The 22,072-nt window shown below is 63.2% G+C and carries 17 protein-coding genes and 1 pseudogene; 16 read left to right on the top strand and 2 right to left on the bottom strand.

Annotation, left to right across the window (positions count from 1 at the left end):
• Positions 1–16: 16 nt before the first annotated feature.
• The 4 genes from recG (at position 17) to ACVOLL_RS03105 (ending at position 5,044) form a co-directional block, all read left to right on the top strand.
• Positions 17–2,146 (top strand): ATP-dependent DNA helicase RecG, encoded by a 2,130-nt coding sequence (gene recG, locus ACVOLL_RS03090; RefSeq protein ID WP_481511535.1) that lies wholly within the window; start codon positions 17–19, stop codon positions 2,144–2,146.
• A gap of 65 nt (positions 2,147–2,211) precedes the next feature.
• A complete protein-coding gene (locus ACVOLL_RS03095) occupies positions 2,212–3,150 on the top strand; it encodes a nucleoside hydrolase (protein WP_481511536.1) in 939 nt (312 codons plus the stop codon).
• Positions 3,151–3,248: 98 nt separating this feature from the next.
• A complete protein-coding gene (locus tag ACVOLL_RS03100; RefSeq protein WP_057629116.1) occupies positions 3,249–3,491 on the top strand; it encodes a type B 50S ribosomal protein L31 in 243 nt (80 codons plus the stop codon).
• A gap of 278 nt (positions 3,492–3,769) precedes the next feature.
• The gene (locus ACVOLL_RS03105) at positions 3,770–5,044 is read left to right on the top strand and encodes a citrate synthase (protein WP_481511537.1); all 1,275 of its coding nucleotides are present in this window, start codon (positions 3,770–3,772) and stop codon (positions 5,042–5,044) included.
• Between the two features lie 164 nt (positions 5,045–5,208).
• On the opposite strand, the gene ACVOLL_RS03110 is transcribed toward ACVOLL_RS03105, so the two are convergent.
• On the bottom strand, positions 5,209–5,838 hold the full coding sequence (locus tag ACVOLL_RS03110) for a hypothetical protein (RefSeq protein ID WP_481511538.1): 630 nt from the start codon (positions 5,836–5,838) through the stop codon (positions 5,209–5,211).
• A 76-nt stretch (positions 5,839–5,914) separates the two neighbouring features.
• A complete protein-coding gene (locus tag ACVOLL_RS03115; protein WP_481511539.1) occupies positions 5,915–8,353 on the bottom strand; it encodes a penicillin-binding protein 1A in 2,439 nt (812 codons plus the stop codon).
• Between the two features lie 215 nt (positions 8,354–8,568).
• Here ACVOLL_RS03115 and ACVOLL_RS03120 point away from each other — a divergent pair, with 215 nt between their 5' ends.
• From ACVOLL_RS03120 to ACVOLL_RS03175, 12 genes and pseudogenes are all read left to right on the top strand, one after another.
• Positions 8,569–9,627 carry a pilus assembly protein PilM gene (locus ACVOLL_RS03120; RefSeq protein ID WP_481511540.1) on the top strand — a complete coding sequence of 353 codons (1,059 nt, stop codon included), beginning with the start codon at positions 8,569–8,571 and terminating at the stop codon, positions 9,625–9,627.
• On the top strand, positions 9,627–10,403 hold the full coding sequence (locus ACVOLL_RS03125) for a PilN domain-containing protein (protein WP_481511541.1): 777 nt from the start codon (positions 9,627–9,629) through the stop codon (positions 10,401–10,403). The genes ACVOLL_RS03120 and ACVOLL_RS03125 overlap by 1 nt, the downstream gene beginning before the upstream one ends.
• The gene (locus ACVOLL_RS03130) at positions 10,400–11,062 is read left to right on the top strand and encodes a type IV pilus inner membrane component PilO (RefSeq protein ID WP_481511542.1); all 663 of its coding nucleotides are present in this window, start codon (positions 10,400–10,402) and stop codon (positions 11,060–11,062) included. Before ACVOLL_RS03125 ends, ACVOLL_RS03130 begins: the two co-directional genes overlap by 4 nt.
• 2 nt (positions 11,063–11,064) lie before the next feature.
• Positions 11,065–11,595: a pilus assembly protein PilP gene (locus ACVOLL_RS03135; RefSeq protein WP_481511543.1), complete on the top strand. Its 531-nt coding sequence runs from the start codon at positions 11,065–11,067 to the stop codon at positions 11,593–11,595.
• A 19-nt stretch (positions 11,596–11,614) separates the two neighbouring features.
• Entirely contained in the window at positions 11,615–13,507 is a 1,893-nt protein-coding gene (locus tag ACVOLL_RS03140; protein WP_481511544.1) for a type IV pilus secretin PilQ, read from the top strand.
• A gap of 101 nt (positions 13,508–13,608) precedes the next feature.
• Positions 13,609–14,628, top strand: coding sequence for an AAA family ATPase (locus ACVOLL_RS03145; RefSeq protein WP_481511545.1), 1,020 nt, complete (start codon positions 13,609–13,611; stop codon positions 14,626–14,628).
• Positions 14,629–14,695: 67 nt separating this feature from the next.
• A complete protein-coding gene (locus ACVOLL_RS03150) occupies positions 14,696–15,628 on the top strand; it encodes a DUF58 domain-containing protein (protein ID WP_481511546.1) in 933 nt (310 codons plus the stop codon).
• Positions 15,628–16,080 (top strand): DUF4381 domain-containing protein, encoded by a 453-nt coding sequence (locus tag ACVOLL_RS03155; protein ID WP_481511547.1) that lies wholly within the window; start codon positions 15,628–15,630, stop codon positions 16,078–16,080. The genes ACVOLL_RS03150 and ACVOLL_RS03155 overlap by 1 nt, the downstream gene beginning before the upstream one ends.
• The gene (locus tag ACVOLL_RS03160; RefSeq protein ID WP_481511548.1) at positions 16,080–17,078 is read left to right on the top strand and encodes a vWA domain-containing protein; all 999 of its coding nucleotides are present in this window, start codon (positions 16,080–16,082) and stop codon (positions 17,076–17,078) included. The genes ACVOLL_RS03155 and ACVOLL_RS03160 overlap by 1 nt, the downstream gene beginning before the upstream one ends.
• Entirely contained in the window at positions 17,075–18,856 is a 1,782-nt protein-coding gene (locus ACVOLL_RS03165; protein ID WP_481511549.1) for a vWA domain-containing protein, read from the top strand. Before ACVOLL_RS03160 ends, ACVOLL_RS03165 begins: the two co-directional genes overlap by 4 nt.
• A 5-nt stretch (positions 18,857–18,861) precedes the next feature.
• Positions 18,862–20,531 (top strand): annotated as a pseudogene (locus ACVOLL_RS03170) (BatD family protein).
• 58 nt (positions 20,532–20,589) lie between these two features.
• Positions 20,590–21,897, top strand: a complete 1,308-nt coding sequence (locus ACVOLL_RS03175) for a dicarboxylate/amino acid:cation symporter (RefSeq protein ID WP_481511550.1) — start codon at positions 20,590–20,592, stop codon at positions 21,895–21,897.
• The last annotated feature ends 175 nt before the right edge of the window (positions 21,898–22,072 follow it).

Raw genomic sequence — 22,072 nt, forward strand, 5'->3', positions numbered from 1 at the left:
ACGGCATCCTTATGCAATGTCTGCACGCCGTGACCTCGCCACCCTCGATCTTTCCACCGAACCACTGAGCCGCCTGGCCGGGGTCGGGCCACGGGTGGCAGCCAAGCTGGAAGCGCGCGGCCTGACCAGCTTGCAGGACCTGTGGCTGCACCTGCCGCTGCGCTACGAGGACCGCACCACGCTGTTGCCGATCCGCGCCTTGAAGGCTGGCATGGCCGCGCAGGTGGAGGGCAGGGTGGAGGCAGTGGAGCGAGGCTTCCGTTACCGGCCGGTGTTGCGGGTGGCGATCAGCGACGATTCCGGCGCCACCCTGGTGCTGCGCTTCTTCCACTTCCGCGCCGCGCAGGTGTCGCAGTTCGCCGTCGGTCGCCGTCTGCGCGCCTATGGCACACCGCGCGCAGGCCAGAATGGGCTGGAGATCGTGCATCCCAGCTATCACGTGCTCGGTGACGGCGAAGACGCTGCGCTGGGCGCGGTACTGGACCCGGTGTACCCGGCAGTGGAGGGCATTGGTCCGGCAAGCCTGCGCAAGTTGATTGGCCAGGCACTGGATCGTTTGCCCGATGCGGCCGCATTGGAACTGCTGCCGCCGGCCTTGCTCGCCGGCATGGGCCTGCCGTCCTTGCGCGAAGCCATGCTGACCATGCACCGGCCGCCGGCCGACGCCGATATCGGTGCCCTTGGAGCGGGCACGCATCCGGCACAGCGCCGCTTGGCGCTGGAGGAGCTGCTGGCACACCACCTCAGCCTGCGCCGCCAGCGCATCGCCCTGCAGCAACATCGCGCGCCGTCGCTGCGTGGCCGCGACGGCCTGGTCAAAGCCCTGCGCGACTCCTTGCCGTTCAAGCTGACCGGCGCGCAGCAGCGCGTATTCGACGAGATCCGCAAGGATCTGGCACGCGCGCATCCAATGCTGCGGCTGGTGCAGGGCGACGTCGGCTCGGGCAAGACCGTGGTCGCCGCCTTGGCGGCGATGCTGGCAGTGGAACGTGGCAAACAGGTGGCACTGGCCGCGCCGACCGAGCTGCTGGCCGAGCAGCACCTGAACAATCTGCGCAGCTGGCTGGAACCGCTGGATGTGCGGGTGGCCTGGTTGGCCGGCAAGGTCACCGGCAAGGCCCGCGCCAAGGTACTGGAAGATGTGGCCAGCGGTCATGCACAAGTCGTGGTTGGCACCCATGCGCTGATGCAGGACAGCGTGGTGTTCAATGATCTGGCGCTGGCCATCGTCGATGAGCAGCACCGTTTTGGTGTGCACCAGCGGCTGGCCCTGCGCGACAAAGGCGCAACGGCCGGTGTGGTGCCGCATCAGCTGGTGATGACCGCCACGCCGATCCCACGCACCTTGGCGATGGCGGCGTATTCGGATCTGGATGTATCGGCCATCGACGAACTGCCGCCTGGGCGCACGCCGGTGCAAACCATCGCCATCAGCGCCGAGCGGCGTCCGGAACTGGTCGAGCGCATCCGCATCGCCTGCCAGCAGGGTCGGCAGGTGTACTGGGTTTGTACGCTGATCGAGGAAAGCGAAGAAGATGCGGGCCCCGGCAATGCGCGCATGGATGCGCAGGCGGCACAGACGACCTTCGAGACGCTGTCGGCGCAACTGCCCGAGTTGCGCATCGGTCTGGTCCATGGGCGCATGAAGGCGGCGGAGAAGCAGGCGGCGATGCGCGCCTTCAAACAGGCCGAAACCGATCTGCTGGTCGCCACCACGGTGATTGAAGTCGGCGTCGACGTGCCCAACGCTTCGTTGATGATCATCGAGAATGCCGAGCGTCTGGGCCTGGCCCAGCTGCACCAGCTACGCGGCCGCGTTGGTCGCGGTGCCACCGCGTCCAGCTGCGTGCTGATGTATCAGGCGCCGCTGTCGGCGATGGCACGTGAGCGTCTGGAAACCATGCGGCTCACTTCCGATGGCTTCCTGATCGCGGAGAAGGATCTGGAGTTGCGCGGTCCCGGCGAACTGTTGGGGACCCGCCAGACCGGTTTGGCGGCCTTCCGAGTGGCCGACCTGGCCCGTGATGCCGGCCTGCTGCCGACCGTGCATGATCTGGCCGAACGCCTGCTCAGCGATGCGCCGGAGCTGGCTGATCGCATCGTCAACCGCTGGATTGGCGGCGCAGTGCGTTACGCATCGGCCTGATTGCGTGCTTCCACTGTCATGGAGGCCGTGACAGACTCCATGGCCAACCAGAAGTGAAGCAGAAGATGAGCAAGAAGATACCGTTGCTGATTGATACTGATCCGGGCGTGGACGACGCGCTGGCACTGCTGATGGCCTTTGCCGATGAACGCCATGACGTGATCGGATTGACGGTGGCAGCGGGCAATGTCGGCCTTGAATACACCGTGCGCAATGCACTGAAGCTGTGCGAGGTGGCTGGCCGCGAAGACGTGCCGGTGTTCGCGGGTACCCCCGATCCGCTGGTGTACCCGGCTGAGGATGCCGCGCATGTACATGGCCGCGACGGCTTTGGCGATGTGGACCTGCCGTTGGCTGCGCGCAAGGTGGAGGCCGAACATGCGGCCTTGGCGATCCTGCGTCTATCGCACCAATATGCCGGCGAACTGCTGCTGGTCGCGCTCGGCCCGTTGACCAATATCGCGCTCGCTTTGAAGCTTGATCCGACGCTGCCGCAGCGCGTGAAGCGCTTCGTGGTGATGGGCGGCGCGATCACCGGCCACGGCAACATCACCCCGGCCGCCGAGTTCAATATCGCCTTCGATCCGGAATCGGCGCATATCGTCTTCACCTCGTTCCCGTTCATCGAAGTCGCGGACTGGGAGGCCACCATCGCCCACGGCCTGCTGCACCGTGATGTCGAACAATGGCTCGCCGCAGATACCGACAAGGCGCGTTTCTACGAGTTGATCTCACGCCAGACCCGGCTGTGGTCGGAAGACAGCCGCGGCGAGCGCTGGTACGCCGCCGATGCGCTGGCGATGGCCTGGGCGCTGCAGCCGGAGGGTGGCACCGTGGTTGAGCAGCGGCCGCTGTCGATCGAATTGACCGGCACCCGCAGCCGCGGCGCTACCATCGTGGATTGGAACCGCCAGACCGGTGCGCCGGACAATACGGCGCTGCTGATCGGCTATGACCAGGCCCGCTTCGAGGCCCAGGTGCGCGGGGCGCTGCTCGGCCAGTAAGCGTCCGGGTAAGCGGTTCAGCAGACACGACTTGCCTGGCGCGGCAGGTCGTGTCTATAATGGCGGTCTTGACCACCAGACAATACGGTGTGAGCCCCATGAAGGCCGATATCCATCCTGATTACCACAACGTCGTTTTCCACGACGTGACCTCTGATTTCAAGTTCCTGACCCGTTCGACCATGTCTTCGAAGGACACGGTCAAGTGGGAAGACGGCGAAGAATATCCGCTCGTCAAGGTTGAAATTTCCTCGGCTTCGCACCCGTTCTACACGGGCAAGCACAAGGTTATCGATACCAGCGGCCGCATCGACAAGTTCCAGAAGCGCTACGCGCGCTGATCGAACTGTTGTTGCTGCACAGACAACGGCCGCGCCTTGCGCGGCCGTTGTTTTGTCTTGCCTGTCGTACAGCTGAACCATTGCAGAATCTGGCCGTTGTGCCAGCGCGATGCTGTGTCGCGTGGAAACTCCGGCTATAAGACTTTTGTCTTCGCAAACTGCAAATGCTGCTGTGCGATAATCGTCGGAACCGCAGTGGAAAACTGCGGAATTCCTTCACGCGCCTGCCCGCACCCCTTTCGTCAGGACAGGCGCCTTCCACTTGAGGAGCGCACACTGTGTCCGATCTTGATCAGGTCACGCTCAACGCCGGCGAAAAGTCGGTCGTTCTGCCTGTCGTCAAACCCGTCCTGGGCAATAACTGTGTCGATATCTCGAAGCTGACCAAGGAAACCGGTCTCTTCACCTACGACTCGGGCTACACCGCCACCGCCAGCTGCAAGTCGGCCATCACCTATATCGATGGTGACAACGGCGTGCTGTTGTATCGCGGTTATCCGATCGAGCAGCTGGCTGCCAAGTCCAGCTTCGTCGAAGTGGCCTACCTGCTGATCAATGGCGATCGTCCGAGCGCCGACCAGCTGAAGGCTTTCGAAGCCGAACTGACCGCTGAGGCCGGCGTTGATGATTCGATCAACACCTTGATCGGCAGCTTCGCCAAGGACGCACATCCGATGGCGATCCTGGCTGCCTCGATCGCGCAGTTGTCGGCCAAGTACCACGCTTCGCTGGACCTGGAAGACGCTGAACAGCGCCGCCAGGCAGCCGTGCGTCTGATCGCCAAGGTGCCGACCCTGTCGGCCCTGATCTACCGTCACGGCGCCGGCCTGCCGGCCAACAAGCCGGACACCTCGCTGGACTACGTAAGCCGCTTCCTGAAGCAGACCTTCGAGTCGGCCGACGGCAAGTACGATCTGAACAAGGACGTGGTCAAGGCACTGGATCTGCTGTTCATCCTGCATGCCGATCACGAGCAGAACGCCTCGACCTCGACCGTGCGTCTGGTCGGTTCCACCGGCGCCAACCCGTATGCATCGGTCGCCGCTGGCGTCACCGCACTGTGGGGCCCGGCACATGGTGGCGCCAACGAAGCCGTGCTGAAGATGCTGGAAGAGATCGGTTCGGCTGACAATGTCGAGTCCGCCGTGGTCAAGGCCAAGGACAAGACCTCGGGCTTCCGCCTGATGGGCTTCGGTCACCGCGTCTACAAGAACTTCGACCCGCGCGCCAAGGTCATCGGTGAGATGACCAAGCAGGTGCTGGGTCAGCTCGGCGTGCAGGATCCGCTGCTGGACGTTGCCGTCAAGCTGGAGCAGGCTGCGCTGCAGGACGAGTACTTCGTTGCCCGCAAGCTGTACCCGAACGTCGACTTCTACAGCGGCATCATCTACAAGGCGCTGAACATCCCGACCGAGATGTTCACGGTCATGTTCGCGCTGGGCCGCACCGCTGGTTGGGTGTCGCATTGGCTGGAACAGCAGGTTGATCCGGAAATGAAGATCGGCCGTCCGCGCCAGGTCTACACCGGCCACGACGTGCGCGACTACAAGTAATGGCGACGGCGCAGCGATGCGCCGCTTCCATCACGATGAAAACCCCGCTTCGGCGGGGTTTTTTGTTTGTGCGCCACTCCCACAAGAGCAGGGATGCCCGGTAGTGCCGAGCCATGCTCGGCAGGGGTTTTACCGGGAATGCCTCTGCCGAGCATGGCTTGGCACTACCTCTGCTCTTGCGCCAGCAGTTGCTTCAGCTGCGTCAAGGTCGCACGTGGCAGTGGCTCGCCGTCGTCCGCTGATACCGGTGGCTGCCGCAATGCGTCCTCGGGCAGTACCACCAGTTCGAAGGCGATGCCGTCGGCGGCGAATTCACAGCCGGGGTAGTGCTGCTTTGACGGATGGCCGGCGAGTTGCAACGACCAGGCGCGTGCTTCGGCCGGGATGCGTTGCTCATGCAGGAAGCGCTGCACGGCATCTGCATCGTCGCAGTGCAGATGCAGGATCACCGGGCTGTTGCCATCGGCGAGGCCACTCAACACCGCCCCCGTCAGACGTGGCTGGAAGGCCTGCAGGAATTGCATGGCCTGCAGTGCAGACTCGCGATGCAGGCGCAACGCGCCCGGCTGGCTGCTGGAGGCGAACAGGAGCTGGTATTCGCGCAGTGCCTGCTCTATTTCGGCAAGTCGCGGCCACAATGCCTCAAGCGTAATCCCCAGCTTGTTGGCGGCCTTGCGGCGTGCGTGCTCAAGGTCATGGATGCCGCCTTCGGCGATCAGGCGAGCTGCTTCCTGCGCGATCAGTTGTCGTTCGCGGCTGTTGCGGGGAAGTGATTGCGGTGGCGATGACGGCATCGGGTTCCAGCCTCGTGGTTGCTGGCCCGATTGTAGGCAGGCAGCGGGGCTTGCGTCCCGCCGCCTGCAGGGGTGATCAGAAGATATCGAATGCAGCGTCGTCGGTGGTGTGACTCTGCTGGCCGAAGTCGAAGTCCTGTACGCGGTCCAGGTCTTCGGTTTTGACCCACTCAACAGCGCCATTCAGCGTCGCCTGGACCATGCCCGAGGGCGGATCGTTCTTGGCGATGGGGGCGTCTTTCAGCGCCACACGCATGTAGTCGATCCAGATCGGCAGGGCTGCCTTGCCGCCGTATTCGCGGTAGCCCAGGGAACGGAAGTCGTCGCGGCCGACCCATACGGTGGTTGCCAACGGGCCGCCGAAGCCGGAGAACCAGGCGTCGCGGTGATCATTGGTGGAGCCGGTCTTGCCGCCCACATCTTCGCGGCCCAGAACCTTGGCGGCGGTGCCGGTGCCGCGCTGGACCACATCACGCATCATCGATACCAGCTGGTAAGCGGTACGTTCGTCGATGGCGCGTGGTGCGGTGCGGGCATTCGGATTTACCGGCTTGGCTGGCTCGATGGTCTCGGGCTTGGCCTCGGTGGGCTTGGCGGCAACAGGGGCCGGCGTTGCCTCGGCGCCGAAGTTGAAGCCGTCCACCACCTGGCTGACAGGTGCTGCGCCCGCGGTGGAGGTGCCACCACAGCCGCGGCAGGCCATGGCCGGGTTCTCCTTGAAGATCACGTTGCCTTCGCGGTCCTTGATCTCGTCAACGATCCAGGTGTCCACGCGCGAGCCGCCGTTGGCGAACACAGCATAGCCACGCGCCACCGACAACGGGGTCAGCGAGGCTGTGCCCAGCGACATCGACAGGTTCGGCGGCAACTCCGCCTCCTGGAAGCCGAATTCGCTGATGTACTTGCGCGCGTAGTCCACGCCCATGCTGTCGAGCAGGCGCACCGAGACCAGGTTGCGTGATTGCACCAACGCTTCGCGCAGACGCATCGGGCCGCGGAAGCCGCCGCCATCGTTCTGTGGCTGCCAGGTCTTGCCGCGACGGTCGCGGAACACTACCGGCGCGTCCAGCACGATCGAGGCCGGGTTGAAGCCCTTGTCGAAAGCGGCGGCATAGATGAACGGTTTGAAGCTGGAACCGGGCTGGCGACGCGCCTGGGTGGCGCGGTTGAACTTGTTGCCGGCGAAGCTGAAACCGCCGACCAAGGCGCGCAAGGCGCCGCTTTCGGCATCCACCGAGACGAGCGCGGCTTGCCCGCGCGGGATCTGGTCGATCAGCCACTCGCCCTCTTTTGCGCCGGCACGCACGCGGATCATGTCGCCGCGGGTGACAAGCTTGGCGGGGCTGCGGTTGGTCCAGCGGCTGGACGCAACTGGCAGTACGAGCTCGCTGCGGTCGGCAAGCACCACCGTGATGCTGCCGTCGGCATGGGCAGCCGAAACCACCGCGGGCTGCATGCCCGACTGTGCCGGGATGCCGGCGATATGCCGGGCCAGCGCGGTGTTGTCGGCATCGGCCGTGACGTCGAAGTGCTGTTCCACGCCATGCCAGCCATGGCGATGGTCATAGGTGACCAGGCCATCGCGCACCGCTGTGTTGGCGGCGTCCTGCAGCTGGCCATTGATGGTGGTGGTGACGTGGTAGCCCTTGTTGAGGACATCGCCGCCGTACTTGGCGATCATTTCCTGGCGCACCAGCTCGGCCACATAGGGCGCGTAGACCTGCACCGGCGGCTCGTGCGGACTGGCGTGCATGGCCACAGCCTTGGCCGCATCGGCCTCGGCCTGGCTTACGTAGCCCAGGTCGGCCATGCGCTGCAGCACGTAGTTGTCGCGGCGCTGGCGCGCGCGCTCGGGGTTGCTCAGCGGGTTGCCGCTGGACGGGAACTTGGGGATGCCGGCCAGTGAGGCCATTTCATCCAGGTCGAGCTCGGCCAGCTTCTTGCCGTAGTAGTACTCGGCAGCGGCACCGATGCCATAGGCGCGGTTGCCGAAGAAACTCTTGTTGAGGTACAGCTCGAAGATCTCGTCCTTGCTCAACTCGCTCTCGATTTTGCGGGCGAGCAGGATTTCGGCGAACTTGCGGGTGTAGCTGACCTCACTGCTGAGGAAGAATTGCCGCGCAACCTGCTGGGTAATCGTGGATCCGCCGGGTACGCCGTCCTTGGAGCCGGTACGCGCGATCAGCCATACGGCGCGGGCGATACCCTTGTAGTCGATGCCGTCGTGTTGGTAGAAACGGGCATCCTCGGTGGCGAGGAAGGCCTGCTTCAGGCGCTCCGGGACGTCCTTCATCTGTACCGGATAACGGCGGGTCTCGCCGAATACCGCCATTAATTTCCCTTCGTTATCATAGACATACATTGGCTCCTGCAATTCAACATTGCGCAGCGCCTGCACGTCCGGGAGCTTGGACGAGACAACGTAATAGAGCGAGCCAACGGCGATGGCGCCGACCAGAGAGAAGGCGACGAAGAGGGCCAGCAGCCAGCGCAGCCAGCGACGAAAACGTGGCATCCAGAAGTCCCGATTGCGGTTTTTGTAGCCGCAGAGTATAGATTACGCAGGGGAGCGGCTGGGGCCGCGTCCTGGGGAGAGCAAATGGGGATACAGCTGGGCGACGTGATGCAGATCGCGTCTCGCATTCCGGATGGTTGCCATTTGCTGAAAAAACGTTATTAATGCGCCGACGCAAGACTTGCGTCCAAGTGCCCGTCGGCAGGGGAGAATCCGTGGGGCTTATCCCAAAGAGTCAGGCACCAATCATTGGTGTCGACATCAGTTCGACTGCGGTAAAGCTGCTTCAGCTTTCCCGCAGCGGTAATCGTTTCCGCGTGGAACATTACGCCGTGGAACCTCTTCCGCCGAACGCGGTGGTGGAGAAAAACATTGTCGAGGTCGAAGCAGTCGGCGAAGCGATTCGTCGGGCTGTTGCGCGTTCAGGCAGCAAGGCCAAGGGGGCCGCTGCTGCCGTTGCCGGTTCTGCGGTGATCACCAAAGTGATCCCGATGCCGGCAGATCTGGATGAGAACGACATGGAGGCGCAGGTCGAACTGGAGGCGGTGAATTACATCCCGTACCCCATCGACGAAGTGAACCTCGATTTCGAAGTGCTGGGTCCAGTGCCGAACAATCCAGAAATGGTGCAGGTACTGCTGGCTGCGTCGCGCTCGGAGAATGTGGAGCTGCGTCAGTCTGCGCTGGAGCTGGGTGGGCTGACCGCCAAGGTGATGGATGTGGAAGCGTTTGCGATTGAGAACGCCTTTGCATTGGTCGCCAGCGAGCTGGCTGTACCCAGTGATGGCGTGGTGGCGCTGGTCGACATTGGTGCAACCATGACCACGCTCAACGTGTTGCGCGGTGGCCGCAGCCTGTATAGCCGCGAACAGGTGTTCGGCGGCAAGCAGCTCACCGATGAGGTGATGCGCCGTTACGGGCTGAGCTACGAGGAAGCTGGCTTGGCCAAGCGCCAGGGCGGCTTGCCCGAGAGCTACGAGGTTGAAGTGCTGGAGCCGTTCAAAGAAGCGACGGTGCAGCAGATCAGTCGCCTGTTGCAGTTCTTCTACGCTGGCAGCGAGTTCAACCGCGTTGACCACATCGTTCTGGCTGGTGGTTGTGCATCCTTGATCGGCTTGCCGACCATGGTGGAAGAGCAGCTTGGTGTGGCGACCTCGGTGGCCAATCCTCTGGCACAGATGACGCTGGGTCCGAAGGTCCAGGCACATGCGCTGAACCAGGATGCGCCGGCGCTGATGATCGCGACGGGTCTGGCCATGAGGGGGTTTGACTGATGGCACGGATCAACCTATTGCCATGGCGCGAGGAGCGCCGCAAACAGCGTCAACGTGAGTTCTACGGGATGCTGGGCTTTGCCGCGCTCAGCGGTGTGTTGCTGTCGGGTTTGCTGTGGTTCTACTTCAGCCAGCAGATCAGCGGGCAGAACGAGCGCAACGCCTATCTTGAGACCGAGATCGCCAAGGTCAAGGAGCAGAACAAGGAAATCGAACGCCTGGACAAGCAGAAAGATCGTCTGCTGGCCCGCAAGAAGGTGATCGAGGAACTGCAGGGCAAGCGTTCGCAGATGGTGCACCTGTTTGATTCGCTGGTACGCACTATTCCTGATGGTGTGGTGCTGACGGCGCTGCAGCAGGAGGGCGATACACTGACCTTGGAGGGGCGCACCCAGTCCAACGCTCGCGTCAGTGCTTACATGCGCAACCTTGAAAGCTCGGGTTGGATGAGCAATCCGGAACTGTCGATCATCGAGGCGCGTGCGCAGGAAAAGGCCGGTAGTGTTGTCGACATCAAATCCTTGCCGTATGTGTTCACCCTGAAGGTGAAGTTGCCTACGCCTGGCGATGGTCAATCCGAAGGTGGTGATGTTGTAGTCACCGGTGCTGAGCCGGCAGCAGCTACGGCGGCCGCACCGGCGGCAGCTGGCACGGCTGCAACTTCAGCCCCGGCAACAACAGCGCCCGCAGCTCCTGCTGCTCCCGTTAGCGGGGCCGAGAAGCCTAAGGCCGAGGTAGCACCGGCAGCGCCGGCGCAGAAGGAGGCCCGTTCGTGAGCAAGAAATTCAACGCCAAAGAGCTGGACTTCAACAATATTGGCGCTTGGCCGCGCAACGCGAAGATCGTGTTTTGCGTGCTGATTTCGCTGCTGATCATTGGCCTGTCCTACCTGCTCGTTGTCAGCGGACAGAGGGATGAGCTGGAGGGTCTGGTCAGCAAGGAGGCAACGCTGCGTCAGGAGTTCGAGAACGAGCAGAAGCGCGCGGTCAATCTGGAACCCTTGAAGCAACAGTTGGCACAGATGGAGCAGGTGCTGCAGCAGATGCTGCGGCAATTGCCCAGCAAGACCGAGATGCCGGATCTGATCATCGATGTTTCGCAGACCGCGTTGTCCAGCGGCTTGAACAACGAATTGTTCAAACCCGGCGATGAAACCTTGAAAGAGTTCTACGCCGAAAAGCCGATCGCGCTGCGCCTGGTGGGCAGCTACCACCAGTTTGGTGCCTTCGTCAGTGGCGTGGCCTCGCTGCCGCGCGTGGTCATCCTGACCATGCACGACATCAATCTGAAGCCCAAAGGGGGGCAGGGCGTGATTACGCCTGGTGGCGCGCTGGAGTTGTCCGGTACGGTCAAGACCTATCGCTATTTGGATGACACCGAACTGGCCGATCAGGAAAAGGCAGCTGCCGATGCTCAGAAAAAAGGAGGGAAGTAATCATGCGTAATGTTTCCTCCCTGGCTTTGGGCGTGATGTGCGTAGTACTGCTGGGCGGTTGCGCCCGCGGTATTACCAGTACGCCGGGCGATGCGCCCAATCTGGAAAAGTGGACTGCCGACGTGCGTGCACGTCCGGCCGAGCCTTTGTCACCTTTGCCGGTGATGCAGCAGTTCGAAACTTTCGAATACTCGGCTCAGGGTCTGCGCGATCCGTTCAGTGACGCCTGGGTATCCGATGACGGCAACAGCCAGTTGCGGCCGGACCCGAACCGTCGCAAGGAACCGCTTGAAGGGTTCCCGCTCGACAGCTTGGACATGGTTGGCACGATCGGTAGCGGCGCGGGTGCTGTGGCACTGGTGATGGGGCCGGACAAGGTCACCTACCGTGTACGTCCTGGGGTGTACATGGGTCAGAGCGATGGCCGTGTGACCGGCGTCCGCGAAGACGGGATCGAGTTGATAGAACTAGTGCCGGACGGTGCAGGTGGCTGGCTGGAACGCCCAGCTTCGCTTGCACTGGACGATCGTTGATTGATTAGGGGATAGCACGATGACTTTTACCAAAGCCCTGAGCCTGCGTCCCATCCGGCGCCATGCACTGGTCCGCGTCTGCGCCCTGGGAGTGGCGTTGGCAGCGGTGTGCGGCTCTTCCTTCGCAGCACAGCCTGCTGCTACGGGTGTCGGCGGCGCAGCCGCAGCCCCGCAGCAGGCGGTGAAGGCGGTTTCCGTAACCAAGATCGACTTCAAGCGCGGTGATGCTGGCGCGGGACGATTGATCATGCAGTTCGACGGCCAAGGCGCGAGCCCTGACCTGCGCAACCAGGGCAACAACGTCGTGATCGACGTTGGCAACGCCGTGTTGCCAGCCGAACTGCAGCGGCCGCTCAACGTGGTTGATTTTGCTACACCGGTACAGCGCATTGACGCCAAGCCGTCCGGGCAGGGTTCGCAGCTGGTGCTCAGCACCAATGGCGCATTCGACTCGCTGGCATATCAGACCGGCAATGAGTACGTGGTTGAGATCACTCCGCGGCAGAGCGAACTGGCTACCGGTGCGGTGACCTCCAAGACGGTCGCGCAGGCGGCGGCGACGGTGGCTGCACGTGGTTACAGCGGGCGTCCGGTGACCTTCAACTTCCAGGACGTGCCGGTGCGCACGGTACTGCAGCTGATCGCCGAGGAATCCAACCTCAACGTAGTGGCATCCGATACGGTGCAGGGCAATGTGACTCTGCGTTTGGTCAATGTGCCGTGGGACCAGGCGCTGGACATCGTGCTGCGTGCCAAGGGTCTGGACAAGCGTCGTGACGGTGGTGTGGTCTGGATTGCTCCGCAGCAGGAGCTGGCCAAGTTCGAGCAGGAAAAGGAAGACGCACGCATCGCGATCGAAAACAAGTCGGATCTCATTACCGACTACGTTCAGATCAACTACCACAGCGCCAATGCCATCTTTAAAGCGATCACCGAGGCCAAGGGTGTCGGTAATTCGGGTGGTTCAGGTGGTTCGGGTGGTTCAGGTGAAAACGAGAACGGTTTCCTGTCGCCGCGCGGTCGCTTGGTAGCCGATGAGCGGACCAATACTTTGATGATCAGTGATATTCCGAAGAAGGTCGCGCAGATGCGCGAGCTGATTGGGGTGATCGATCGTCCGGTTGACCAGGTGCTGATCGAAGGCCGTATCGTCATTGCCAACGACACCTTCGCCCGTGACCTCGGTGCCAAGTTCGGTATCGGTGGCAAGCGCAGTTACAACAACGGTGACAATGACGCGACGATAGGCAGCACCACCAATGGGGTGGGGAACGCCAATCGTGGGCTCAACGTCAATCTGCCGGCTGGTAGCTTTACCTCGGCCAATGGCTTGGGTCCGAGCCTTGCGTACACTTTGCTGGGGGCCAACTTCAATCTGGATCTGGAGTTGTCGGCGCTGCAGGAAGAAGGCCGCGGTGAAGTCATCTCCAACCCGCGCATCGTTACCGCCAATCAGCGTGAAGGCGTGATCAAGCAGGGTAAGGAGATCGGCTACGTCACCATCACTGGTGGTACCGGCGGTGCTGCGGCGACGCCGAACGTTCAGTTCAAGGAAGTGCTGCTGGAGCTGAAGGTCACCCCGACCATCACCCAGGACAATCGTGTCTTCCTCAATATGAACGTGAAGAAGGATGAGGTTGATCGTTATCTGCCGGTGACCGACTTCGGCGTGGTGCCGATCATCAATCGTCGTGAAATCAACACCGCCGTGTTGGTGGATGATGGTCAGACCGTGGTCATTGGCGGCGTCTACGAGTTCACCGACAAGGAGAGTGTCGCCAAGGTGCCGTTCCTCGGCGATGTTCCGTTCCTCGGCAACCTGTTCAAGAAGCGTGGTCGCAGCAAGGACAAGGCGGAACTGCTGGTATTCGTGACCCCGAAGATCCTGCGCGTGGCCAAGGCCGCCCAATAAGCGCTTGATACAGTTACGGAGAGGGCCGCTTGGAGCGGCCCTTTTCCGTTTTCGGGCCGGTGTTTGGAACCATTTCACCGCGGATCAGTCAAACTTCACTTATGAACCTGCCTCCTCAGCTGCCTAACCAAGACGATGCTGCGGTCCGTGACAACGGCCTGCATCAGGAATTCACCACATTGCGCGACGCCCTGGCCAGCGAAATCGTTGGGCAGTCGTTGTTGATCGATCGACTATTGACCGCGCTGTTGGCGGATGGGCATCTGCTGGTGGAGGGCGCACCCGGCCTGGCCAAGACCACCGCCATCCGCGCCTTGGCCTCACGTATCGATGCCAGCTTCGCGCGTATCCAGTTCACCCCGGATCTGCTGCCCGCCGACCTCACCGGTACCGATATCTGGCGTTCGCAGGAAGGCCGCTTCGAGTTCCAGGCTGGTCCGATTTTCCATCCGATCCTGCTGGCCGACGAAATCAACCGTGCCCCTGCCAAGGTACAGTCGGCCCTGCTCGAAGCGATGGGCGAGCGGCAGGTGACGGTCGGTCGCAATACCTACCCGCTGCCTGACGTGTTCCTGGTGATGGCCACACAGAATCCGATCGAGCAGGAGGGCACGTTCCCGCTGCCGGAGGCGCAGCTGGATCGTTTCCTGATGCATGTGCGCATCGGCTACCCGGACGCGAGCGCCGAAACCGAAATCCTGCGGCTGGCGCGTGAGCGTGCCTTGCGGGCGATGCGTCCGCAGCAGGTGGCGATCGAGAAGATCTCGCTGCAGAAGATCGAGCAGGCGCGCCGCGAAGTGCTGGAACTGCATATGGCGCCGCAGCTGGAGCGTTATCTGATCGCGCTGGTGCTGGCCTCGCGTGACGCCAGTGCGTATGACGCACAGCTGGCCAAACGCATTGCCTGGGGGGCAAGCCCGCGCGGTTCGATTGCGTTGGAGCGTTGTGCGCGCGCCCGTGCCTGGTTGGCCGGCCGTGATTACGTCACCCCTGACGACATCCGTGCCGTGGCCGCCGACGTGCTGCGCCATCGCGTGCTGCCCAGCTACGAGGCTGCGGCCGAGGGTTGGGATGGCGAACGCCTGGTGGCGGCACTGCTTGATTGCGTACCTCTGCCTTGAGGCAGGGTGTGATGACTTGCACCGTTGATGGAATGATCATGAGGCCACGTTTGCAGGCGGGTCAGCGATGAGTGCGCCTGTAGCCAAACAAACGCAGACGGTTGCGGCTGTCGAAGACGGCATCCGCCCGCAGCTGGCTGAGCTGATTGCGTTGCGTGGTGCTGCCAATGGCGGCCGCAAGGCCCGCCGCGGGCACTACGCGGTCAGTGGTCGTGCTGCGTCGATGCTGCGTGGCCGCGGCATGGAATATGCCGAGTCGCGCGAGTACGTGCCGGGCGACGACGCACGGCATATCGACTGGAAACTGACCGCGCGTACCGATACCACCCACACAAAAACCTTCCAGACCGAACGCGAGCGGGTCACCTTGTTGATTGCCGACACCGCCGCGCCGCTGTACTTCGGTACGCGCGTGCGCTTCAAGTCGGTGCAGGCGGCGCGTGCAGGTGCAGTGGCCGCGTGGTCGGCGCTGCGTGATGGAGACAGGATCGCGGCCCTGCGCGGATCCCCGCAGCAGGCCTTGGTGCCGCCAGCCGGTGGCACGCGTGGTGTATTGCGGGCATTGGATGCACTGGTGCGCTGGTATGGCGAACGGCCGGCCGATGATGGCGGGCTTCAACTGGCATTGGAGCAGGCTGCGCGGGTACTGCATCCCGGCGCGCGCGCCGTGGTATTGGCTGATCCAGCCAGCGCACAGGTCGTACCTGCCGCAACCTGGTCGGCGCTGTCGATGCATGTCGAAGTGGAGTTGCTGTTGTTGCTCGATCCATTGGAAATCTCGCCACCGCACTGTGTATTGCCGTTGGCAACGCAGTCCGGTCGTCTACAACTGGACCTGACTTCGTCTGCAGTACGCGACGCTTGGCATGGCGCCTTGATCGGCCCGGTCGAAGACTTGTGCCGACAGCTGCCTGGGCGGCGTATCCGCGTCAGTACCTTGGTAACCGACGATGCCAGCGATGCCTGGCTGGGGGCAGCGCCAAACCGGAGCATGGGCTGATGGCCGCACAACTGCAGCTGCGCGATGTACATCTACCGGCAGCGCCCGGCTGGTGGCCGTTGGCGCCGGGTTGGTGGTTGCTGGTTGGCGCGGTCGTGGTGATTGCTCTGGTCGTGCTTTCCATCCATCTTTTTCGCCGGCGTCGATTGCAGCGCTGGATGACGCTGTTTGACCGGCAAGTACAGGCGGCACAGCAGGGGCCTGCCAAGCTGGCCGCAGCCTCGGAGCTGCTGCGGCGTGCGGCGCGGCGGCTTGATCCGCAGGCCGTGCAACTGCAAGGTGAGGCGTGGCTGCGTTTTCTCGATGGGGCCAAGGGCGCTGATTTCAGCAGCGGCGATGGACGTCTGCTGCTGGACGGGGGTTTCCGCCCAACGCTTGAAGCTGCGCAGGTCGAACGTGTCTGTCAGCTGGCCCGCAGCCGTTTTCTGCAATTGATGGCCGGGCGCCGCTGATGCAGGACACGATTGCAAATTGGGTGAGCCAGTTGCCGGCGTTTGCGTGGCCTTGGGCATGGCTGCTGCTGCCATTGCCGTTGCTGATGTTGCTATGGCCGCTACGCGAACAGAGCGGGGCGGCATTGCGCGTGCCTTACGAGCCGGCGCGTCTGCAGAATCAGTCGCCCTCGCGTGCCGGTGCAGTGCTGCAGACCTTGCTGCTGTGGTTGGCCTGGTTGTGCCTGTGTGCGGCATTGGCGCGCCCGCAGCAACTGGGTGAGCCGATTGAGCCGCCGCGGCAGGCGCGGCAGATGATGCTGGCGGTGGATCTGTCCGGCAGCATGAGCGAGCCGGACATGCAGCTTGGCGGCCAGGTGGTGGACCGCCTGACTGCTGCAAAGGCAGTGCTGGCTGACTTTCTCGAGCGTCGCGAAGGCGACCGCATAGGCCTGTTGGTGTTCGGTCAGCGTGCCTATGCGTTGACGCCGCTGACCACGGATCGCGCCACCGTGCGCGATCAACTGCGCGATAGCGTGGTTGGCCTGGCCGGGCGTGAGACCGCATTGGGTGATGCGATTGCGCTGTCGGTGAAGCGCCTGCGCGAACAGCCGCAGGGGCAGCGTGTACTGATCGTATTGACCGACGGTGTGAATACCGCCGGCGTGCTGGAGCCGTTGAAGGCGGCCGAGCTGGCCAAGGCCGAAGGGGTACGCGTCTACACCATCGCCTTCGGCGGTAGCGGTGGCATGTCCTTGTTCGGCGTGCAGCTGCCCGGTGCCGATGACCAGGTGGACGAGGCCACCTTGACCAGGGTGGCCGATGAAACCGGCGGTCGCTTCTTCCGCGCGCGTGACACCGATGAGCTGGTCAACATCTATGCCGAACTGGATCGACTGGAACCGGTGAAGGACGCTGGCCCGGCAGTGCGGCCACGCATCGAGCGCTATCCATGGCCATTGGCGTTGTCCCTGTTGCTGGGTTTGGTGGCGTTGGCTTGGCGGGGACTGCGGTCATGATCAATTTGCAGGATCTGCACTTTCTGCGCCCGGAGTGGTTGTGGGCTCTGTTGCTGGTGCCGGCAGCCGTGTTGGGCAGCTGGTGGCGGCGTCACCGCAGTGCACGTTGGCAGGAGGCGGTGGACCCGCATCTATTGACGCAGTTGCTGAGCGACGGCAGCAAGCGCGGGTGGTGGGGTAGCGTTGTGCTCGCACTTGGTCTGGCAATGGCGGTGCTTGCGCTTGCCGGGCCGAGCTGGCGTCAGTTGGAGCAGCCGTTGTGGGAGTCGAAGACACCGCTGGTGATCGTGCTGGACCTGTCCAGCAGTATCCGCGCGACCGATCTGCCACCGTCGCGCTTGCTGCAGGCACGCGCGAAACTGGCGACCTTGCTGCGTGAGCGCAAGGGCGGCGAAGTGGCCTTGATCGCCTACGCGTGGGAGCCGTTCACCGTGGCGCCGCTGACTGATGACGCAGCCAATGTCGCCTTGTTTCTGGATGCGTTGGCGCCGGAAGTGATGCCCGCCGATGGCCAGCGCGCGGACAAGGCGCTGCTTTGGGCCGGTGATCTGCTGAAGCGATCCGGTGCCCGTAACGGCGAGATACTTCTGCTGAGTGATCACGTTGATGCGGCAGCACTGGCCGAGGCGGCCAAGCTGCGTGCTGCAGGTTATCGGGTCTCGGCGTTGGGACTGGGCAGCCTGCAGGGCGCCTCCTATCGCGATCAGCGTGGCGCGATTGAACAGGCGCATCTGGACGAAACTTCGCTGCGTGCTTTGGCAGCAGCTGGCGGCGGCGCTTATCAGCGCATCGCCAACACCTCGGCCGACCTGCAGGCGCTGGGGGTGCTGGAGCCGCTTGCAGCGGCGCAGGACCGCCAAAAACAGGCCAGTGCTGGCAAGCAGTGGCAGGATGAGGGCTATTGGTTGTTGCCGCCGCTGCTGTTGCTGGCGATGTTCGCATTCCGTCGCCCGCGTCGGGTGATGCCAGTGCTCGCACTATGCCTGTTGTTGCCGATGCTGCAGCCGGCCCATGCGGCCGAGCAGGGTGGTTGGTGGCAGCGCGCTGATCAGCGGCAGCACCAGCGTCTGGGTGAAGGCGTGGAGGCGTATCGGCTCGGCGACTTTGCTACGGCGCAGAAGAAATTCGAAGGCATCGACAACGATGAGGGCTGGTACAACCTTGGCAATGCGCTTGCCCGTCAAGGCAAGTACGACGAGGCGATCGCCGCTTACGACCGTGCGCTGAAAGCGCATCCGGGCATGCAGGACGCGCTGGCCAATCGCGCCGCGGTGGACGCGGCGCGCAAGCGCAAGTCGCAGCAGGATCAGCAAGGCAAACAGCAGAATCCGTCCAAGCCGCAGCAAGGCAAGGACCAGTCCGGACAGCAGAACCCACAGCAGAGCCAGCAAGGTCAGCAGGGCCAGCCGCAGCAGGGGCAGGGGCAGCAGTCCGGGCAATCGCAGCAGGGCCAGCCGCCGGCTGAGCAGGATCCAGGCAAGGACGGCAAATCTTCGACTGAAAGGGGCGACCAGCAGCCGCCGCAGAGTGAAGATGCCGGTAAGCAGCAGCAGGCGGATCAAGCCCAGAGCCAGCGCATGGCCGAGGCCATGCGTCAGCAGCAGGCGCGCGCAGGCGAACAGCAGAGCGCCGCCGCGCAGGCAGCGATGACACCTGCGCAGCGTGAGCAGCAGCAGGCCGTGGAGGCCTGGATGCAGCGCGTGCCGGATGAGCCGGGTAATTTGTTGAAAGCGAAATTCCAGCTCGAATACGAGCGACGGATGCGGGAAAAACGATGAGAAAGATGCACACAGGCAACGCAATGCAGCTGTGGCTGTTGCTGGGCCTGCTGGCCTTCACTGGCCTGTTGCAGGCACAGACCCGGGCCTGGCTGGATCGCGACAGCATCAAGCAAGGCGAGTCGGTCACCCTGACCATCGAGACCGACCAGTCCGGCAGCCCGGACTATGCGCCGTTGGAAGCAGACTTCGTGATCGGTGCGCAGAGCAGCAGCCGCCAGCTGCAGATGGGCGGTGGCGCCTCGCGCAACTACGCCCAGTACGCGGTTGCACTGACGCCGCGCCGCACCGGCATGCTCGACATCCCGGCGCTGCGTGTGGGTGGCGGCAGCACCACGCCTTTGTTGGTGAAGGTTGACGAGGCGCCGATCGCCAGTCGTGACGGCAATGCGGTGGCCTTCATCGAAACCGAGGTCGATGACAAGCAGCCCTACGTGCAGCAGAGCGTGGGCGTGGTGGTGCGGCTGTACTTCGCAACCCAGTTGGCCTCCGGCGAGCTGGTACTGGATACACCGGCTGCTGCCTCATTGCAGCGCATTGGTGACGACCGCACCTCCGTGCGTGAAGTGGGTGGACGCCGCTATAACGTGGTCGAGCGTCGGTTCCTGTTGATTCCCGAGCGCAGCGGCCCGTTGCAACTGGCCGGTGCGCGTTTCAGCGGGCAGGGCGCGGGTGGCTTCTTCGACGATTTCTTCGGTCGCGACAATGGCCAGCTCAGCGCCCATGGCCCTGACCAGACCTTGCAGGTGCGCGCGACGCCGGCTGATGCACCGCAGCCCTGGCTACCGCTGAAAAACCTGCAGCTGCGCTATACCGCGGCGCCCAGCAGCGGGCGCACCGGTGAAGCCATCACCATCGAGGTGGAGGCAATCGCCAGTGGCGCCACCAAGGCACAGTTCCCAGAATTGCCAGTGCCGTCGTTGGGCGACAGCGCACAGGTGTTCGCCGAGCCACCGCAATACGATGAAACTTTCAGTGGTTCCAGTCCGCAGTTGAAATTGACCCGCCGCTATTCGATCGTGCCACAGCAGACTGGCGCGCTGGCCGTGCCGGGTATCCAGATGCAATGGTGGGACGTTGCGGCCGGTCAAGTGCGCACCACCTCGCTGCCGGCGCTGTCATTGCAGGTTGCCCAAGGCAGCAATACCGGCATGGTCGCGCCGCCGCTGGTGCAACCGGCAGTGACCGGATCTGCCGCGCTGGCCGCAGGCAATGCCCTGGCGGCGTCGCAGGACGTGGCGAACAACTGGTTGTGGCCAGCGCTGGCAGCCGGTTCGCCTTGTTATGGCTGGCCACGCTGATCTGGGGCCTGTCGCGCCGCCGCAACGTGGCGGTTGCCCGTGCTGAACATGCGAGCCGGCCTGCAGGCTCGGCCTCGCGCTATGGCACCGCAGATCTGCGCCGCGCCTTGGACGCAGGCAGCTTGGACGAGGTGACGCACATCCTTGCGGCGATGGGTGGAGTGGATGGTTTGGACGCGGTGGTAGCGAAGCTGGACGACCCCGCACAGCGCGATGCGTTGCAGCGCATGCAGCGCGCGCGCTGGGGTGGCGAGGGCGATGTGAGCGCTGCGCGTGGCCAACTGCGCGAGGTATTCAAGGCCGGTCCGCGTTGGCGGCAAACCGCAGTGGTGGAAAAACCATTGTTGGACCCTCTCTATCCAGGACAAAGCTGAAAAGGGCGGTTGTACATCGTCTGTTAAGCTGATCCATTCTCTGGAGGGAAACCCACTTATGGCCAATGCAGCCAAGACCACCGCCAAAATGCCGTTCCACTGGAAGATAGGGATCGGCTTCGGCTTCGGTCTGCTGCTGGGCCTGATCGTGCACCTTGTCAGCCCTGACGCGGCTTGGGTGCACACGGTCACCACTTATCTGACCACGCCGGTTTCCGGGCTGTTCCTGAGCCTGATCTTCATGCTGATCGTGCCGCTGATCTTCTCGGCGTTGGTGATGGGCGTGTCGGAGATGGGTGACATCCGCTCGCTGGGGCGTATCGGCTGGAAGTCGCTGGCCTACACCATCGTGCTGTCCGGTGTGGCGGTATTGATCGGTTTGGTGCTGGTCAATCTGTTCCAGCCCGGCGCCGGTGTTGACCAGAATGTGGCAGCCAAGCTGCTGGCTGAGAACGCCGAGCGCAGCCAGGCCATCGTGGCCGGTGCGGGCACCGCGCCCAAGGGCCTGGACATGCTGCTGTCGATCGTGCCCAACAATGTGCTGGACGCCGCTTCGGACAACGGCAAGATCCTGTCGCTGATGTTCTTCGCGCTGATGATGGGCATCGGCATGGTGCTGTCGCCGCCTGAAAAGGTCGCTACGCTGCGCAAGGCCATCGAGGGCCTGTTCGAGATCTCGATGACCCTGATCAACCTGGTCATCCGCCTGGCGCCCTACGCCGTGGCCTGCTTCATGTTCAATCTGGCGGCGATCTTCGGCTTCGACCTGCTGGTCAAGCTCGGTGCCTATGTGGGCGTGGTGGTGCTGGCGCTGGCGGTGCACATGTTCGTCAGCTACGGCATCGCGGTGAAACTGGCCGGGCGTTCGCCGATCCAATTCTTCCGGCAGACCCAGGAAGCCACGGTGATGGCGTTCTCCACCGCGTCTTCCAATGCGACCCTGCCGACCGCACTGCGCGTGGCTGACCAGATGGGCTTCCCGCACAAGGTCTCGCGTTTCGTGCTGACCGTGGGCGCTACTGCCAATCAGAACGGCACCGCGCTGTTCGAGGGCGTGACGGTGATCTTCCTGGCGCAGTTCTTCGGCGTGGACCTGAGCATCGGCCAGCAGTTCATGGTCATGGTGGTCTGCATTCTCGGTGGTATCGGTACCGCCGGTGTGCCGTCGGGCTCGCTGCCGGTGGTGGCGCTGATCTGTGCCATGGTCGGCGTCAACCCTGCCGGTATCGGCCTGATCCTCGGTGTGAACCACTTCCTGGACATGTGCCGTACCGCGCTGAACGTGACCGGCGACCTGGCCCTGACCACCCTGGTGGCGCGCGGCGAGAGTGATGACAGCATTGGAAGGCATCACCCGCAGGAGTGATTGCTTGCCGGACACTGCAATGAGAAACGGCCACCCTGTTCAGGGTGGCCGTTTTGCTTGGGCATGTTCCTGTCAGGCGAAACCAATACGAACTACCGTCAGCTTTTACGGACTGATCCCGGCAGTCGCTTGTGGGACAATAGGCCGCCCGCAGTTCCGCGGGAGCCTCCTGATT

This window comes from Stenotrophomonas sp. STEN035, assembly GCF_056759935.1.

Excerpts from the sequence above, each read along its gene's own strand:
- ACVOLL_RS03140 (WP_481511544.1), top strand. The coding sequence starts at position 11,615 with ATGACTTTTACCAAAGCCCTGAGCCTGCGTCCCATCCGGCGCCATGCA.
- ACVOLL_RS03145 (WP_481511545.1), top strand. The coding sequence starts at position 13,609 with ATGAACCTGCCTCCTCAGCTGCCTAACCAAGACGATGCTGCGGTCCGT.
- ACVOLL_RS03100 (WP_057629116.1), top strand. The coding sequence starts at position 3,249 with ATGAAGGCCGATATCCATCCTGATTACCACAACGTCGTTTTCCACGAC.
- ACVOLL_RS03095 (WP_481511536.1), top strand. The coding sequence starts at position 2,212 with ATGAGCAAGAAGATACCGTTGCTGATTGATACTGATCCGGGCGTGGAC.
- ACVOLL_RS03110 (WP_481511538.1), bottom strand. The coding sequence starts at position 5,838 with ATGCCGTCATCGCCACCGCAATCACTTCCCCGCAACAGCCGCGAACGA.
- ACVOLL_RS03125 (WP_481511541.1), top strand. The coding sequence starts at position 9,627 with ATGGCACGGATCAACCTATTGCCATGGCGCGAGGAGCGCCGCAAACAG.
- ACVOLL_RS03150 (WP_481511546.1), top strand. The coding sequence starts at position 14,696 with ATGAGTGCGCCTGTAGCCAAACAAACGCAGACGGTTGCGGCTGTCGAA.
- recG (WP_481511535.1), top strand. The coding sequence starts at position 17 with ATGTCTGCACGCCGTGACCTCGCCACCCTCGATCTTTCCACCGAACCA.
- ACVOLL_RS03160 (WP_481511548.1), top strand. The coding sequence starts at position 16,080 with ATGCAGGACACGATTGCAAATTGGGTGAGCCAGTTGCCGGCGTTTGCG.
- ACVOLL_RS03135 (WP_481511543.1), top strand. The coding sequence starts at position 11,065 with ATGCGTAATGTTTCCTCCCTGGCTTTGGGCGTGATGTGCGTAGTACTG.
- ACVOLL_RS03165 (WP_481511549.1), top strand. The coding sequence starts at position 17,075 with ATGATCAATTTGCAGGATCTGCACTTTCTGCGCCCGGAGTGGTTGTGG.
- ACVOLL_RS03115 (WP_481511539.1), bottom strand. The coding sequence starts at position 8,353 with ATGCCACGTTTTCGTCGCTGGCTGCGCTGGCTGCTGGCCCTCTTCGTC.
- ACVOLL_RS03155 (WP_481511547.1), top strand. The coding sequence starts at position 15,628 with ATGGCCGCACAACTGCAGCTGCGCGATGTACATCTACCGGCAGCGCCC.
- ACVOLL_RS03175 (WP_481511550.1), top strand. The coding sequence starts at position 20,590 with ATGGCCAATGCAGCCAAGACCACCGCCAAAATGCCGTTCCACTGGAAG.